The sequence below is a fragment of the Marihabitans asiaticum genome (assembly GCF_007828725.1).
Classification (GTDB): Bacteria; Actinomycetota; Actinomycetes; order Actinomycetales; family Dermatophilaceae; genus Marihabitans; species Marihabitans asiaticum.
On sequence record NZ_VIUW01000003.1, the window covers coordinates 121692 to 136995 of the forward strand.

Here is a 15304-nt window from a genome sequence, read left to right on the forward strand (position 1 = left end):
GCGGCGGGTCGGGGCGCTCAGCGGGTGCCCCACCCGAAGTGCTGCTTGTCCAGGCGGAGGTAGACGAAGGTCTCGGTGGTCCGCACGCCGGCCAGGGACCGGATGCGTGAGGTGACGAGGTCGAGCAGGTGGTCGTCGTCCTCGCAGAGGATCTCGACGAGCAGGTCGAAGCGGCCGGCGGTGGTCACCGCGTAGATGACCTCGGGCATCGCGGTGACCACCTCGGAGACCGGCGCGATGTCGCCCTCGACGGTCAGGCCGATCATCGCCTGGCGGGTGAAGCCGACCTGGAGCGGGTCGGTCACCGCGACGATCTGCATCACCCCGGAGTCGAGCAGCCGCTGCACGCGCTGACGCACCGCGGCCTCGGAGAGGCCGACGTCCTTGGCCAACGCCGCGTAGGACTGGCGCCCGTCGACCTGGAGCAGCTCGATGAGCCGCTTGCTCACCTCGTCCAGGCGCGCGCCGCTCCGGCTGCTCGATACGTCGGTCATGGAGCCATGGTGCTCCGGAACGTCCCGCTAGGCAAGCGCTCGGCGACGGTATCCGTCGCAGATCGACCGATCGGCGACCGTTTCCGACATTTCTTCGCGGTAGGCCTGTCGGAACGGGTAGATCCGGGCGTATTGTCTGGCTCACACCCGACCCACGAGGAAGGAACCCCGAAGTGACTGACCCCCGCACGCTGCAGAACTTCATCGGCGGCGAGTACGTCGACTCCCAAGGCGATGCGTCCCAGGACGTCGTCGACCCGGCCACCGCCCAGGTGGTGGCCCATAGCCCGGTAAGCACCCAGGCCGACGTCGACGCCGCCTACTCCTCGGCTCAGGAGGGCTTCGCGGAGTGGGGCCAGATGATCCCCGGCGAGCGGCAGGCTGCGCTGCTGAAGTTCGCCGACGCGCTCGAGTCCCGCTCCGAGGAGCTGATCGACCTCGAGGCGCGGAACTGCGGCAAGCCCCGGGCCCTCGTCGAGAGCGAGGAGGTGCCGGTGATGGTCGACCAGCTGCGCTTCTTCGCCGGCGCCGCGCGGATCCTCGAGGGACGCGCCGCCGGGGAGTACATGAAGGGCTTCACCTCGTGGATCCGCCGCGAGCCGATCGGCGTCGTCGGTCAGGTCACGCCGTGGAACTACCCGATGATGATGGCGATGTGGAAGATCGCGCCCGCGCTCGCGGCGGGCAACTCGATCGTCCTCAAGCCGAGCGACACCACCCCGATGAGCACCCTGCTCATGGCCGAGATCGCCGCCGAGTTCCTGCCCAAGGGCACCTTCAACGTCGTCACCGGCGACCGGGACACCGGCCGGATGGTCGTCGAGCACTCGGTGCCCGAGCTGGTCGCCATCACCGGCTCGGTCCGTGCCGGTGTCGAGGTCGCCAAGTCCGCGGCGCTGGACCTCAAGCGCACCCACCTCGAGCTCGGCGGCAAGGCCCCGGTCATCGTCTTCGACGACGCCGACATCGAGGCCGCCGTCCAGGGCATCGGCGAGGCCGGCTACTTCAACGCCGGACAGGACTGCACCGCCGCGACCCGCGTGCTCTGCGCCCCCGGCATCCACGACGACTTCGTCGCCGCGCTGGCCGAGTTCGCCAAGAACGACGCGGTCCTCGGGATGCAGGACAACGCCGACGCCCTCCTCGGGCCGGTGAACAACAAGAACCAGCTGGAGAAGGTCCTCGGCCACCTCGAGCGCCTCCCCGAGCACGCGAGCGTCGCCGCCGGCGGTGGCCGCGCCGAGGAGATGGGCGAGGGCTTCTTCGTCCAGCCGACGGTCATCTCCGGGCTGCGCCAGGACGACGAGCCGGTGCAGGAGGAGATCTTCGGGCCGGTCATCACCGTCCAGCAGTTCTCCGACGAGGCCGAGGCCATCCGCTGGGGCAACGACGTCAAGTACGGCCTGGCCTCCAGCGTGTGGACCAAGGACTTCGGCCGCGCGATGCGGGTCAGCAAGGCCCTCGACTTCGGCTGCGTCTGGATCAACTGCCACATCCCGCTCGTGGCCGAGATGCCGCACGGCGGCTTCAAGCACTCCGGCCACGGCAAGGACCTCTCCATGTACGGCATGGAGGACTACACCCGGATCAAGCACGTCATGGCCAACATCGAGAGCTGACCGACCGGTCGGTCCCGACGGCCCCAGCACGACCCCCGGGCGAGGCGATCACCCCTTCGCCCTCGCCCGGGGCCGCACCACCCGAGCCCACCACCGCCCTGCAACGACGCACGAGAGCGAGCCGCGACGATGCGCTCCCGCCCACCCCTGGACCCCGCCACCGCGGCGCTGATCCGCGCCGCCCGAGCGCCGCAGCGCGGCAGCTTCTCCCGCCGCAGCCTCCTCGCCGGAGGGGGCCTGGGTGCCTTCGCCGCGCTCGCCGGTTGCGCCCCGCCCGAGCCGCCGGCCGGTGGGGTGGCGCAGCTCGACCTGCCCGAGGACGTCTCCGAGCAGGAGAAGATCGTCCGGTGGGCCAACTGGACCGCCTACCTCGACTACGACGAGGACTCCAAGAGCTACCCGACGCTAGACGCCTTCGAGGAGAAGACGGGGATCAAGGCGACGTACAGCGAGGACGTCGACGACAACGACTCCTACTTCAACAAGGTCGCCCCGCAGCTGCGCGCCGGGCAGGACATCGGGCGCGACATCGTCACCTTCACCGACTGGATGGCGAACCGGATCATCCAGCAGCAGCTCGCCCAGCCGCTGGACATGGTGCAGATGGGCAACGTCGCGCAGAACATGCTGCCCTCGCTGAAGGCCGTGCCCTTCGACCCGGGCCGGCAGTTCTCGGTGACCTGGCAGTCCGGCTTCGCCGGGATCGGCTACAACAAGAAGAAGGTCGGGCGGGAGCTGAAGACGCTCGAGGACCTATGGGCCGAGGACCTCAGGGGGCGGATCACCGTGCTCTCGGAGTTCCGCGACACCCTCGGGGTGATCATGCTCGAGCAGGGTGTCGACATCAACGGAGACATCACCACCGAGCAGTTCCAGGGCGCGGTGGACGAGGTCGACCGGCGGATCTCCGACGGCTACATCCGCCGGGTCAAGGGCAACAGCTACCTCGAGGACCTCAAGAGCGGCAACGCCATCGCCGGGATCGTCTGGAGCGGTGACCTCTTCGTGCTGCGGGCCGAGACCGAGGACGACAGCTGGGAGTTCGTCATCCCCGAGTCCGGCGGGACGATGTGGAGCGACAACCTCATGGTGCCGATGACCTCGACCCACAAGGACAACGCCGAGACCCTCATCGACTACTACTACGACCCGAAGGTCGCGGCCGAGGTGGCTGCCTGGGTCAACTACATCTGCCCGGTCGAGGGGGCGCAGAAGGCGATGGAGAAGATCGACCCCGACCTGGCCGAGTCGCCCTTCATCTTCCCGACCGAGGACTACCTCAGCGACAACAACATCCAGTTCTTCGCGGCGCTCGAGCCCGAGCAGGACGCGGAGTTCAGCGAGACCTGGCAGAGGGTGGTGGGCAACTGATGGGCCTCTTCAGCAGCAGCAAGGGCGCGTTCCGCGGGGCGAAGGGGGATCTCGTCCTCGACGGCGTGCGCAAGACCTTCGGGGACTTCACCGCCGTCGACGGGATCGACCTGACCATCCCGAGAGGCTCCTTCTTCGCCCTCCTCGGACCGTCCGGGTGCGGCAAGACGACGACCCTGCGGATGATCGCCGGGCTCGAGCAGCCCACCGAGGGCCGGGTGATGATCGGGCAGACCGACCTCACCGGGTCGCGACCCTACGAGCGCCCGGTCAACACCGTCTTCCAGAGCTATGCGCTCTTCCCGCACCTGAGCATCCGCGACAACGTCGCCTTCGGCCCCAAGCGAAGGGGGGTGAGCGACGCTGCGGCGCAGGCCGACTCGGCGCTGGAGCTGGTGCAGATGGGTCACCTGGCCGGGCGCAAGCCGGCCCAGCTCTCCGGTGGTCAGCAGCAGCGGGTCGCCCTGGCACGCGCGATCGTCAACAACCCCGAGGTGCTGCTCCTCGACGAGCCGCTCGGCGCCCTGGACCTCAAGCTCCGGCGGGAGATGCAGGTCGAGCTCAAGCGGATCCAGGACGACGTGGGTCTGACCTTCGTCCACGTCACCCACGACCAGGAGGAGGCCATGACGATGGCCGACACGGTCGCGGTGATGAACCAGGGGCAGATCGAGCAGATCGGTCCGCCGGAGGCGCTCTACGACCTGCCGAAGACCCGCTTCGTCGCCGGCTTCCTCGGCAAGTCGAACATGGGCAAGGCCACGGTCGTGGGGCGTGAGGGCGACCAGGTGGTCGTCGAGTTCGCCGGGACCACCGCGACCGTACCGGCTGCTCGGGCTCCCGAGGGGGCGGACGAGGTCTGGTTCGGAATCCGGCCGGAGAAGGTGCGGATCGTCACCGACCAGAGCGGCGGCCACCGTGACGACGTGCGGGTCACGGTCGTCGACGTCTCCTTCACCGGGGTCGCGACGGAGTACATCGTCACCGTGCCCAGCGGGCGCTCGTGGACGGTCTACGAGCAGAACATGGACGTTGACCCCAACCCGATTCGGCCCGGCGACACGGTGTGGCTGGAGTGGGATCCGGCGCACTCCTTCGCCGTGCCGCGCAGCGCCGACGACCCCGACCCGGCCGGTGACGCGGCCGAGCTCGAGAGCGCGGTCGCGTCGTGAGCGTCGTCGCCGAGCCCGCCGAGGAGCTGACGCCGCAGCGCGAGCCAGACCCGCCGCGGAGCAAGCGGCGCTTCAACACCACCGCCTTCCTCCTCCTGCTGCCCGGCGTGCTGTGGCTGATCGTCTTCTTCGTCGTCCCGATCGTCCAGCTCTTCACCGTCTCGCTGCAGAGCAAGTACCCGGGCTTCCCGGGGTACTACTACCGCGACGTCAACGTCGGCAACTACGTCACCGCGCTCGCGGAGTTCTGGCCGCACTTCGTGCGCTCGCTGCTCTACGGGGGGCTGGCGACCTTCTTCGCGTTCGCCCTGGCCTACCCGTTGGCGTACGCGATGGCGTTCAAGGCGGGCCGGTGGCGAAACGTCATGCTCATCTGCGTCATCGCGCCGTTCTTCACCTCCTTCATCCTGCGCACCATCGCTTGGCGTCAGATCCTCGCCGACGACGGCTTCGTCGCGAGCGCGCTGCGCACCCTGCACCTGCTGCCCGGGGACCGGATCACCGAGACGTGGATCGCGGTCGTGGCGGGCCTGACGTACAACTTCCTGCCCTTCATGGTGCTGCCGATCTACGCCTCGTTGGAGCGGGCCGACCCGAAGGTCATCGAGGCCGGGGGAGACCTCTACGGCAACGGCTTCACCACCTTCCGCACCGTCACGCTGCCGATGTCGCTGCCCGGGGTGCTCGCTGGCACGCTGCTGACCTTCATCCCCGCCTCGGGTGACTTCGTCAACGCGAGCCTGCTCGGGTCGGACCGAAGTACGAAGATGGTGGGCAACGTCATCGAGAGCCAGTTCTTCAAGGTGCCCGGCGGGTTCCCGGTCGCGGCCTCGCTGAGCTTCACGCTCATGGCGGTCATCCTCGTCCTCGTGACGCTCTACGTGCGCCGCTTCGGCAGCGAGGAGCTGGTCTAGGTGCGCACCGTGACCCGCTGGATCGGCGACCGCTTCGCGATGATCGCCGCGCTGCTCGTGCTGGGCTACCTCTTCCTCCCGGTGGCCTACACCTTCGTCTTCTCCTTCAACGACTACCGCAAGTCCAACATCATCTGGAACGACGCCTCCGGCCCGACCCTGAAGCACTGGAAGGACCCGTGCGGCGCTCCCGGGGTGTGCGACTCGCTCGTCACCTCGCTGCAGGTGGGGCTGCTCGCGACGCTGGTCTCGACGGTGCTCGGCACGCTGCTCGCCTTCGCCCTGGTCCGCCAGAAGTTCAGGGGCCGCGGCGCGAGCAACGTCCTCGTCTTCGTGCCGATGGCCACTCCCGAGATCGTGCTCGGCGCCTCGCTGCTGACGATCTTCGTCCAGGGATTCAGCCGGGTCGGGCTGCAGCTGGGCTTCTGGACGATCGTCATCGCGCACATCATGTTCTGCCTGTCCTTCGTCGTGGTCACCGTGCGGGCGCGCCTGCAGAGCCTGGACCCGCGCCTGGACGAGGCGGCGATGGACCTCTACGCCGACCCGCGCAGCACCTTCATGCGGATCACGCTGCCGCTGGTGATGCCCGGTGTCGTCTCGGCGGCGATGCTCGCCTTCGCGCTGAGCTTCGACGACTTCATCATCACCAACTTCGTCTCCGGCAACGAGACGACCTTCCCCAAGTTCGTCTACGTCAGCTACCTGCGCGGCATCCCCGCCCAGGCCAACGTCATCGGCTTCTCGATGTTCGTCATCGCTGTCGGCCTGGTCGTCCTCTCCCAGGTGGTCCTCTCCCGCAGAGGCCGCTGACCTCCCTTCGATCCCGTCAGGAGCAAGCAGATGCGAGTCCTCATGATCGGCGCCGGGGGCGTCGGCGACGCGGCCGCGAAGATCGCCGTCGAGCGTGACTTCTTCGAGGCCTGGGTGGTCGCGGACTACGACCTCGAGCGGGCGCAGCGCACCGTCGACGCGGCAGCCGGGCGAAGGGAGGGGGAGGCGCGCTTCGTCGCGGCCCAGGTCGACGCCTCGGACGCCGACGCGGTCACTGCGCTGGCCCGCGAGCACGAGGCGACCCACGTCTTCAACGCGGTCGACCCGCGCTTCGTCATGCCGATCTTCGACGGCGCGCTCGCGGCCGGCGCCGACTACCTCGACATGGCGATGTCGCTGTCGCGTCCGCATCCGGAGCGGCCATACGAGGAGTGCGGGGTCAAGCTCGGCGACGAGCAGCTGGCGAAGGGGGACCAGTGGGAGTCCGCGGGTCGGCTGGCGCTGGTCGGGATCGGGGTCGAGCCGGGGCTCTCGGACGTCTTCGCGCGGTACGCCGCCGACGAGCTGTTCAGCGAGATCGACGAGCTCGGGACCCGCGACGGGGCCAACCTCGTGGTCCGCGACGAGGACGGCAACGAGGTCTTCGCGCCCGGGTTCTCGATGTGGACGATCATCGAGGAGTGCCTCAACCCGCCGGTGGTGTGGTCGAAGGAGCGTGCCGCTGCTGCTGGCGGTGACGTCGAAGCCGGCTTCCACACCCTGGCCCCCTTCGCCGAGCCGGAGGTCTTCGACTTCCCCGAGGGGATCGGCCCGGTGGAGTGCGTGCACGTCGAGCACGAGGAGGTGCTGCTCATGCCGCGCTGGGTCGACGCGCAGCGGGTGACCTTCAAGTACGGGCTGGGCGAGGAGATGATCGCGATGCTGCGCCAGCTGCACGCCCTCGGCCTGGACTCCACCGAGCCGGTAACGGTCAAGGGCGCCCAGGTCGCGCCGCGCGACGTCGTGGCCGCCGTGCTGCCCGACCCGGCGACGATCGGGCCGCGGATGGAGGGCAAGACCTGCGCCGGGCTCTACGTCACCGGCACGGGCACGGACGGGCAGCCGCGGGCGGTTTACCTCTACCACGTCGTCGACAACGCCGACACGATCCGCGACTACGACGCCCAGTGCGTGGTGTGGCAGACGGCGATCAACCCGGTGGTGGCCCTGGAGCTGCTGGCGAAGGGGGAGTGGTCCGGCTCGGGTGTTCTCGGCCCCGAGGCCTTCCCGGCCCGCCCCTTCCTCGACCTGCTCGCCGCCGACAAACCCGAGGGCTACGGCTCCCCCTGGGGTATGGACGAGCGCTGACGCCCGGACCGCCCCCGCCAGATCCGAATCTCCCTAGGTTTCTGTCAGCCGCCCGGGAAAGTTCCTAGGCGTCTTGTCAAACGCCTAGGGATCTGCGGATTCGTGAGCGGGCAGGGCGGGCTGGGCGGGGTGGGCGACGGGCGGACGGGATCGGACGAAGGGGGAGCGGCTTAGCCCTTCGCCCGGTCCAGCTCCTCGCGCAGCGCGGCGACGAAGGCGTCGACGTCCCCTTCGATCGTGTCCCAGGCGCACATCCACCGGACCTGGCCGGTGGTCTCGTCCCAGAAGTAGAAGCGGAAGCGCTCCATCAGGGCCAGGCTGACCTCGCGAGGCAGGATCGGGAAGAGGGCGTTGGCCTGCGGCTCGTGGGGCAGCTCGACCCCCTTGATGTCGCGGACCGCGTCGTACATCCGCTGAGCCATCGCATTGGCGTGACCACCGGTACGCAGCCACAGGTCGTCCTCGAAGAGCGCGAGCAGCTGGGCCGAGACGAAGCGCATCTTGCTCGCAAGCTGCATCGACTGCTTGCGGAGGTACGGCATGCCGCGGACCTTCTCCGGGGAGAGCACGACGACCGCCTCGGCGAGCATCGCCCCCGCCTTGGTCCCACCGAGGGAGAGCAGGTCCACCCCGGTATCGGCGACCAGCTCGCGCAGGCCGACCCCGAGAGCTGCAGCGGCGTTGGCGATCCGCGCGCCGTCGAGGTGCAGCAGCCAGCCGCGCGCGTGCGCCTGGTCGGCCAACGCCCGGATCTCCGCCGGGGTGTAGAGCGTGCCCATCTCGGTCGAGTTGGTGATCGAGACGACCTTGACCTGGGGCCAGTGCTCGTCGCCGGCGCGCAGCGGGACGGTGTCGACCAGCTCGGGGGTGAGCTTGCCGGCGGGGGTGTCGACGGCGTGCAGCTTGATGCCGGCGACCTTCTCCGGGGCCGCGCACTCGTCGACGTGGATGTGCGCGCTCGCGGTGCAGATCACCGACTCCCACCGGTCGGTCGCCGCCTGCAGCGCGGTGACGTTGGCGCCGGTGCCGTTGAAGACCGGGAAGACCTCGATGTGCTCGCCGAGCTGCTCGCGCAGCACCTCCTGCAGCCGGGCGGTGTAGACGTCCTCGCCGTAGGCGACCTGGTGGCCGCCGTTCGCCGCGGCGATCGCGGCGAGCACCTCGGGGTGGATCCCGGCGTAGTTGTCGCTGGCGAAGCCGCGGGTCTCGCGGTCGTGCAGGGGCGAAGGGAGGCTCTCGGTCACCCGGTCATCCTTCCAGGCTGTTCAGCGGCTCCCTAGCAGGGGCACGTCGAGGTCGTAGGCGAGGACGATCGCTCGGGCGAGGTCGGCCTCTTGATGAGGGAGCAGGTGGCCGACGACGCGCCCGAGGGACGAGACGGCGACGGTGGTGACGTTGTCCATGCTCACGGCGCCGGCCCTGTCCAGGCCGTTCGCCGGGCCGACGGGGAGCTCGCTGGACAGCCCCTTCGCCGTCGTCGTGATGGGTGCGACGGTCACCTTCGTCATCGCCGCTCGAGCCTCCTCGCGGGTAAGGACGAGCACAGGTCGGGTCTTGTCCAGGCGCGCCAGCCGGATCTCGCGCACCTCAGTCCACGTCCTGGGGATCGGCAGAACTCCACGCGACGAGGCCGTCAAGGTCGTCCGCCGTGCCCCTCTCGCGGAGTATCGCGGCATCTCGGAGGGCAGCCGCCCGTCTCATGTCGCGCTCGAGGGCCGAGGTGACGAGGGCGGCGCGGCTCGGCCCCACCCCTTCGGCCACAGACCTGTCGAGATACTCGACGACTGCATCGGGCAGGCGGACGGCGATCTGGGTTGTCATACCGGTACTCTACGTCGGTGCATCCCAGAGTGGGATGCACCGAGGGCGTTGACAGCCAGTCGAAGGGGGAACTCAGGCGGGTTGCGGCTCGCGGCGAGCCGACCCGGTGATCCCCTTCGTCTCCTCGATCGTCCCGGCGAGCTTCTTGCTCAGCGCCTCGTAGAAGACGTTGAGCGGGAACTCGTCGGGCAGGACGAGGTCGGTCATCCCCTTCGGAGGGCCGTCCAGCGGCAGCACCGAGGGGTCGGTCAACCCCTTCGCCCAGGTCGACCCCGGGTGCGGCGCCACGTACGTCGAGACGAACTCGTAGGCCGCGCGCCAGTGGCCGACCCGGCTGCGGTCGATCCCGGAGCGGTAGAGCTCCTCGACGGCGTCGGAGAGCGCGACGACCGCCTCGGGCACGCGCGCCCAGTCGAAGGACAGCGTGTTGTCGGTCCAGCGCAGCACGCCTTGCTGGTGCAGCCAGGCGAAGAGCAGCTGACCGCCGAGGCCGTCGTAGTTGCGCACCCGGTCGCCGGTGATCGGGAAGCGGAAGAGCCGGTCGAAGAGGATCGCCAGCTGCACCGGCCGCGCGTAGGGGTGTCCCTCGGCGTCCAGCTGCACCGCGACACGGAAGGTGTTGAGGTCGCAGCGCAGCTCCTCGAGCGCGTACATCCAGAACGGCATCCGCTGCTTGATCATGAAGGGATCGAAGGGCAGGTCACCGTGGCTGTGCGTGCGGTCGTGGATGAGGTCCCACATCGCGAAGGTCGACTGCGCGAGGCTCTGGCTGGCGACGAGCTGCTCGCCCTCCGGCGGCATCTGCAGCCCGAGGGTCTCGGCCGCCGCGGCGGTCACCGCGCGGAAGCGAGCAGCCTCGCGGTCGCAGAAGATCGCCCCCCAGGTGAAGCGCGGCACCTCGCGCACGGCGACGGTCTCGGGGAAGAGGACGGCCGAGTTCGTGTCGTAGCCGGGGGTGAAGTCGGTGAAGGTCACCGGCAGGAAGGCGCCGTTGGGGTAGGCGGCCTCGACCTCGGCGAGCCACTCCGGCCAGATGACGTCGAGCAGCACGGCCTCGAACACGCGGTCGAGGTTGCCGTTCTGCGTGTACATCGGGAAGACGACGAGGTGCTCGGTGCCGTCCTGCCGGTGGGTCTCGGGCCGGAAGAGCACGAGGCTGTCGAGGAAGTCCGGTACCCCGAATCCCTCGTCGACCCAGCGGGCGAGATCGGCGTCGAGCGCGGTGAGGTAGTCGGCGTCGTAGGGGTAGCGCGGGGCGAGCGCGGCGACCTGCGTACGGATGGTCCCGACGAGCTCGCCGGCGCGGGCGAGGACGGCGTCGAGGTCGCCGCCGTGGGCCTCGCGGTCGATGCTCCCGTCCTTGGTCTGGAGCTGGCGCAGCTCCTCGACGGCCGCCTTGAGGGCCGCCCACTCGGGGGTCTCGACGGTGGGGGTGAGGCCGTCAGGCGAAGGGGCGGACCCCCCTTCGCCGTCGGCCGCGGCCTCCTCGGTGCGGCCGGCCGACGGGACGGCCGCCCAGGTGACGAGGTTGGTCCAGAAGCGACGGTGGTCCAGGTCTGCGATGGAGTCGTCACCGACGAGGTCGGAGTCGGCGAGGACGACGACCCGGCCGTCGCCATGGGCGACCGTCACCGCGAGGGCGGCGCCGGACGGGTGAGCGGTCGCGCCCGACCGGGCGAGGACGCGGGCCCCCTTCGCCTGGGTCGTCTCGATCGCGCCGGCCCGGTAGAAGCACAGCTCGCCGACACCGGCCAGCACCCCCTGCCCCCCGGCGTGACCGGTCGCGAGCTCGGGCAGGACCCAGGTCGCGTTGCCCTGGTGGCGGCGGCCGGAGTCGGCCGACTCGTGCACCAGGGTCGAGGACATCGCCAGGCCGAAGGGGGCGAGGACCTCGTCGAGGTTGTTGCCGTGGGCGTCGTGGTCGCACTCGCCGAGGACGACCAGGCCACCACCGCGCTCGACGTGCCCGGTGATCGCCGTGATCTCGGCGGGGGAGTAGACAGGCGGCAGGTCGCCGCTGACCCGCTCGCTGCTGGCGGCCGCCGGGTGGGCGATGACGAGGACGTCGGCGTCGGCGAGGGCACGCTCGTCGAGCTCGCCGACGGCGTGCGCGCGCACCTCGAGGCCACGCTCGGCAAGGGCCTGGACGGCCTGGGCGAGCGAGGCATCGGCCGGGTTGGCGGGGTTCATCGCGGCCGCGCGCTCGCGGTCGATGGACCATGCGCTGCTGTGGGCCTGGTCGACGAGGACGGTCGCGAAGTCGCGCACGGGCGGCACCTTTCGATGAGAGAAGACGTACGTCGCCTAGGGTGCCAGCGCCGTAGATCGTCCTGCAAGCAGGCTCGTTCGACGGATGATCTGCGTGCTGCCAGGGATCGGCGGGCGCCTTGACAGCCGCCGGTTGGTCGGGCCTGTGGATGACCGCGCAGCGGTGTCACCGGACCCGGCTACGGTCGACCAGGTGCAGGAGAGCAAGCGCGATGCGGTGGGGTGGGCGGCCGGCCTGAGCGATGTCGTCCTGGCCCACCTCTTCGACGAGGGGACGCTGGAGCGGGCCCGGGTCTACGCCGAGGTCGCGGTCGGCGGTATCACCGTCGGTGACGGCGGCTCGGTCGTCCTTGCCGAGGTCCAGGGCACGCGCCCCCGCCCCTACCAGGTCCTCGTCACCGTCTCCGGCGACGTCACCGACCTCGAGCTCTCCACCCGGTGCAGCTGCCCGGTCGCCCGCCACTGCAAGCACATCGCTGCCGTCCTGCTGCGCCTGCGCTCTGAAAACGCTCCCGAGCAGCCCGCCCTGCCGCCGTGGCGCGAGCTGCTGGACTCTGTCGCGGCGCAGGACGACCGCGCCGAGGAGCGGGCCGAGAGGCAGCGGGCGGCGCCGGCTCCCGACCTCGTCGTCCTCGTCGAGATCGACGAGGTCCGGTATGGCTGGGGCCGTGCGCCGGTCACGATGGTGCGGCTGCGTGGCAGCCGGATCGGCAAGACCGGTCGGGCCGTGCGCAACCTCAGCTGGAGTGCCGTCATCGAGGGCAAGGGCTACAACGCCTACGCCGGGCGTGCCCGCCAGCCGATGGTGCGAGAGGAGCACGCGGCGCTCGCCGAGGAGCTGCTCGCCCTGGACGGCCGCGGCCGGTACCACTACCGCTCCTACGGATCGGCCGACGCGGTCGACCTCGGTGACCTCGGAGCGAAGGGGTGGGACTGGGTCCGCCGAGCGATGGACGCCGGGGTGAGCTTCGTCGAGGTACCGGGGCAGGAGAGCGTGCGAGTCGACCCGGACCCGGTCGCGCTCGTCGCCTCCCTGACCGGCGCTGACGAAGGGGGTGTTGAGCTTGAGGTGCGGGTCGACGGACGCGACGAGGCGGGAGCTGTCGTGACGCTCGCCGGCGACCCGGTCAGCATGGCCGTGCTGCACGCCGACGGGTCTCGGCTGGTCCGCCCGCTGGGTCAGACGCCTGCTGACCTGCTGGCGCTCGTCGGGGTCGGTCCGATCCGGGTCGAGGCCGACGACGTCGCCGACCTCCTCGCCACCTACCTGCCGGTGCTGCGCCGGCACACCCGGCTGGAGAGCCCCGACGGCGCGGTCGATCTCAGCGCCCTGCCCTGGACCCGCCTCGTCGCCCGGGTGCACTCTCCCGAGCACACCCGGCTCGAGGTCGAGTGGGGCTTCGAGCAGGTGAGCCCGCCGGCGCGTCGGGGTGGGGACGAGCAGGTGGCCGCCGTCGTCCCGGTCCCGGTCGTGCTGCGCCCCGAGCAGCGCGAGCGGCTGGCCGAGGTCGAGGCGTTGACCGAGCTGCCGGGCCACCAGTCGGGTCAGTCGGTGCGCCTGCCCACCCGGTCCACCTTCGACGGGGCGGACGCGGTCACCGTCGGCGAGATCGTCCTCCCACTCCTCGAGGACGACCCAGGTGTGCGCGTCGAGCGGCTCGGGACCCTCCCGCTCTACCGCGAGGCCGAGGACGACGCGGTCGTGCACGTGAGCATCGACGAGACGGAGGGGACCGACTGGTTCGACCTGAGCGTCGAGGTGAGCATCGACGGCGAGCAGGTGCCGCTGGTCAACCTCCTCGACGCGTTGAGTCGTGGCGAAGGGGTGATGCTCCTGCCGAGCGGCACATGGTTCCGCCTCGACCGGCCCGAGCTGGCGCAGCTGCGCGACCTGCTCGAGGAGGCGCAGGACCTCAGGGACCCCGAGAGCGGCGCGCTGCGGGTCAGCCGTTACCACGTGGGGTACTTCGACGAGCTGGTCGAGCTCGGCGTCGTCGAGCGGCAGGCTAAGGGGTGGGCGCGGCAGGTCGAGCGCCTGCGCAGCGTGCAGATCGACCCGGCGCCGCCGCTGCCCGACCAGCTGAGCGCCACCCTTCGCCCCTACCAGCTCGACGGCTACCAGTGGCTGAGTGCCCTCTGGGACGCCGGGCTCGGCGGGATCCTGGCCGACGACATGGGTTTGGGCAAGACCATCCAGGTCCTCGCCACCCTCTCCCGGGCGCAGGAGCGCGGCGACCTCGACGGTCCGGTGCTCGTCGTGGCGCCCACCTCGGTCGTCGGCACCTGGGTGGCCGAGGCGGCCCGCTTCGCGCCCCGCCTGCGGGTTGTCGCCCGACCACGCACCACGGCGAAGTCTGCCGAGCCGATCGCCGACGTCCTCGACCGGGCGGACGTCGTCGTCACGACCTACGCCGTCGCCCGGATCGACGCCGAGGCCTTCGCAGAGCACCGCTGGCGGGCGCTCGTCCTCGACGAGGCGCACACGGTGAAGAACCACCAGTCCAAGACCTACCGAGCGGTGCGGGCGCTGCCGCGGGAGGTCACCCTCGCGGTGACCGGCACGCCGGTGGAGAACTCGCTGATGGACCTGTGGGCCCTGCTCTCCCTCGTCGCCCCAGGTCTCTACCCACGCCCCGACCGCTTCTCCACCCAGTGGCGCCGCCCGATCGAGCGCGGCGACGGTGAGCGTCTCGCCGTGCTGCACCGCCGGGTGCGGCCCCTGATGCTGCGCCGCACCAAGGACGAGGTGGCGATCGACCTGCCGCCGAAGACCGTCCAGCTGCTCGAGGTGGTGCTCGACCCCGCGCACCGACGGACCTACGACCGGCAGCTGCAGCGCGAGCGCCAGCGCATGCTCGGACTGCTGCGCGATCCCGAGGCCAACCGGGTGGCGATCCTCGCCTCGCTTACCCGGCTCCGCCAGCTCGCGCTGGACCCGCGGCTGATCTCCGACACCGAGGGGGCCGGAGCAGCAGGTGGCCAGCCCGGGAGGGACTCGGCCAAGATCGACGTGCTCGTCGACCACCTCCGCGAGCTCGCGGGGGAGGGGCACCGGGCACTGGTCTTCAGCCAGTTCACCAGCTTCCTCGGGCTCGTCCGAGCCCGGCTGGAGCGTGAGCAGATCGGGTACTCCTACCTCGACGGGTCGACCACCGCTCGCCAGCGGGTGGTCGAGGACTTCCGGACCGGTGACGACCCGGTCTTCCTCATCAGCCTCAAGGCCGGCGGGACCGGCCTGACGCTCACCGAGGCCGACTACGTCTTCGTGCTCGACCCGTGGTGGAACCCCGCCGCCGAGACCCAGGCCATCGACCGCGCGCACCGCATCGGTCAGGACAAGCCGGTCATGGTCTACCGGATGGTCGCCGCCGACACCATCGAGGACAAGGTGGTCGCCCTGCAGGACCGCAAGCGTGACCTCGTCGCCCGGGTTGTCGACGACGACCCGCTGACCGCCGGGGTCACCGCCGAGGACCTCGCCTCCCTGCTCGATCCCGGCAGCGCCTGAGCGCGCAAGCCCCGCG

The 15304-nt window shown here is 70.4% G+C and carries 12 protein-coding genes; 7 read left to right on the forward strand and 5 right to left on the reverse strand.

Annotated elements, in window-relative coordinates; translation table 11 throughout:
* Positions 1–17 precede the first annotated feature (17 nt).
* Complete coding sequence (locus FB557_RS08750) at positions 18–494, reverse strand: Lrp/AsnC family transcriptional regulator (protein ID WP_144857243.1); 477 nt, start codon at positions 492–494, stop codon at positions 18–20.
* A gap of 173 nt (positions 495–667) precedes the next feature.
* On the opposite strand from FB557_RS08750, the gene FB557_RS08755 reads away from it, so the two are divergent.
* The 6 genes from FB557_RS08755 to FB557_RS08780 all read left to right on the forward strand — a co-directional run bounded on the left by FB557_RS08755 (position 668) and on the right by FB557_RS08780 (position 7691).
* Positions 668–2113: a gamma-aminobutyraldehyde dehydrogenase gene (locus FB557_RS08755; protein ID WP_144857244.1), complete on the forward strand. Its 1446-nt coding sequence runs from the start codon at positions 668–670 to the stop codon at positions 2111–2113.
* 129 nt (positions 2114–2242) lie between these two features.
* Positions 2243–3484 (forward strand): ABC transporter substrate-binding protein, encoded by a 1242-nt coding sequence (locus FB557_RS08760; RefSeq protein ID WP_144857245.1) that lies wholly within the window; start codon positions 2243–2245, stop codon positions 3482–3484.
* Positions 3484–4656, forward strand: coding sequence for an ABC transporter ATP-binding protein (locus FB557_RS08765; RefSeq protein WP_144857246.1), 1173 nt, complete (start codon positions 3484–3486; stop codon positions 4654–4656). The genes FB557_RS08760 and FB557_RS08765 overlap by 1 nt, the downstream gene beginning before the upstream one ends.
* Positions 4653–5570 carry an ABC transporter permease gene (locus FB557_RS08770; protein ID WP_144857247.1) on the forward strand — a complete coding sequence of 306 codons (918 nt, stop codon included), beginning with the start codon at positions 4653–4655 and terminating at the stop codon, positions 5568–5570. The genes FB557_RS08765 and FB557_RS08770 overlap by 4 nt, the downstream gene beginning before the upstream one ends.
* Positions 5571–6383 carry an ABC transporter permease gene (locus tag FB557_RS08775; protein ID WP_246074620.1) on the forward strand — a complete coding sequence of 271 codons (813 nt, stop codon included), beginning with the start codon at positions 5571–5573 and terminating at the stop codon, positions 6381–6383.
* Between the two features lie 30 nt (positions 6384–6413).
* On the forward strand, positions 6414–7691 hold the full coding sequence (locus FB557_RS08780; protein ID WP_144857248.1) for a saccharopine dehydrogenase family protein: 1278 nt from the start codon (positions 6414–6416) through the stop codon (positions 7689–7691).
* Between the two features lie 170 nt (positions 7692–7861).
* Here FB557_RS08780 and FB557_RS08785 read toward each other — a convergent pair whose 3' ends face one another.
* The 4 genes from FB557_RS08785 to FB557_RS14815 all read right to left on the reverse strand — a co-directional run bounded on the left by FB557_RS08785 (position 7862) and on the right by FB557_RS14815 (position 11780).
* Positions 7862–8935, reverse strand: a complete 1074-nt coding sequence (locus tag FB557_RS08785; RefSeq protein WP_144857249.1) for a threonine aldolase family protein — start codon at positions 8933–8935, stop codon at positions 7862–7864.
* 21 nt (positions 8936–8956) lie between these two features.
* Entirely contained in the window at positions 8957–9277 is a 321-nt protein-coding gene (locus tag FB557_RS08790; RefSeq protein WP_144857250.1) for a type II toxin-antitoxin system PemK/MazF family toxin, read from the reverse strand.
* Position 9278: 1 nt separating this feature from the next.
* Complete coding sequence (locus FB557_RS08795; protein WP_144857251.1) at positions 9279–9512, reverse strand: ribbon-helix-helix domain-containing protein; 234 nt, start codon at positions 9510–9512, stop codon at positions 9279–9281.
* Between the two features lie 72 nt (positions 9513–9584).
* Positions 9585–11780 (reverse strand): DUF6421 family protein, encoded by a 2196-nt coding sequence (locus FB557_RS14815; protein WP_144857252.1) that lies wholly within the window; start codon positions 11778–11780, stop codon positions 9585–9587.
* A gap of 193 nt (positions 11781–11973) precedes the next feature.
* Between FB557_RS14815 and FB557_RS08805 the strand changes: the two genes are divergently transcribed.
* Complete coding sequence (locus FB557_RS08805) at positions 11974–15288, forward strand: DEAD/DEAH box helicase (RefSeq protein WP_170236251.1); 3315 nt, start codon at positions 11974–11976, stop codon at positions 15286–15288.
* The last annotated feature ends 16 nt before the right edge of the window (positions 15289–15304 follow it).

What these genes read in the sequence shown, in the direction of transcription:
- FB557_RS08750 (WP_144857243.1), bottom strand. Translation starts at nt 494, where the DNA reads ATGACCGACGTATCGAGCAGCCGGAGCGGCGCGCGCCTGGACGAGGTG.
- FB557_RS08760 (WP_144857245.1), top strand. Translation starts at nt 2,243, where the DNA reads ATGCGCTCCCGCCCACCCCTGGACCCCGCCACCGCGGCGCTGATCCGC.
- FB557_RS08765 (WP_144857246.1), top strand. Translation starts at nt 3,484, where the DNA reads ATGGGCCTCTTCAGCAGCAGCAAGGGCGCGTTCCGCGGGGCGAAGGGG.
- FB557_RS08780 (WP_144857248.1), top strand. Translation starts at nt 6,414, where the DNA reads ATGCGAGTCCTCATGATCGGCGCCGGGGGCGTCGGCGACGCGGCCGCG.
- FB557_RS08795 (WP_144857251.1), bottom strand. Translation starts at nt 9,512, where the DNA reads ATGACAACCCAGATCGCCGTCCGCCTGCCCGATGCAGTCGTCGAGTAT.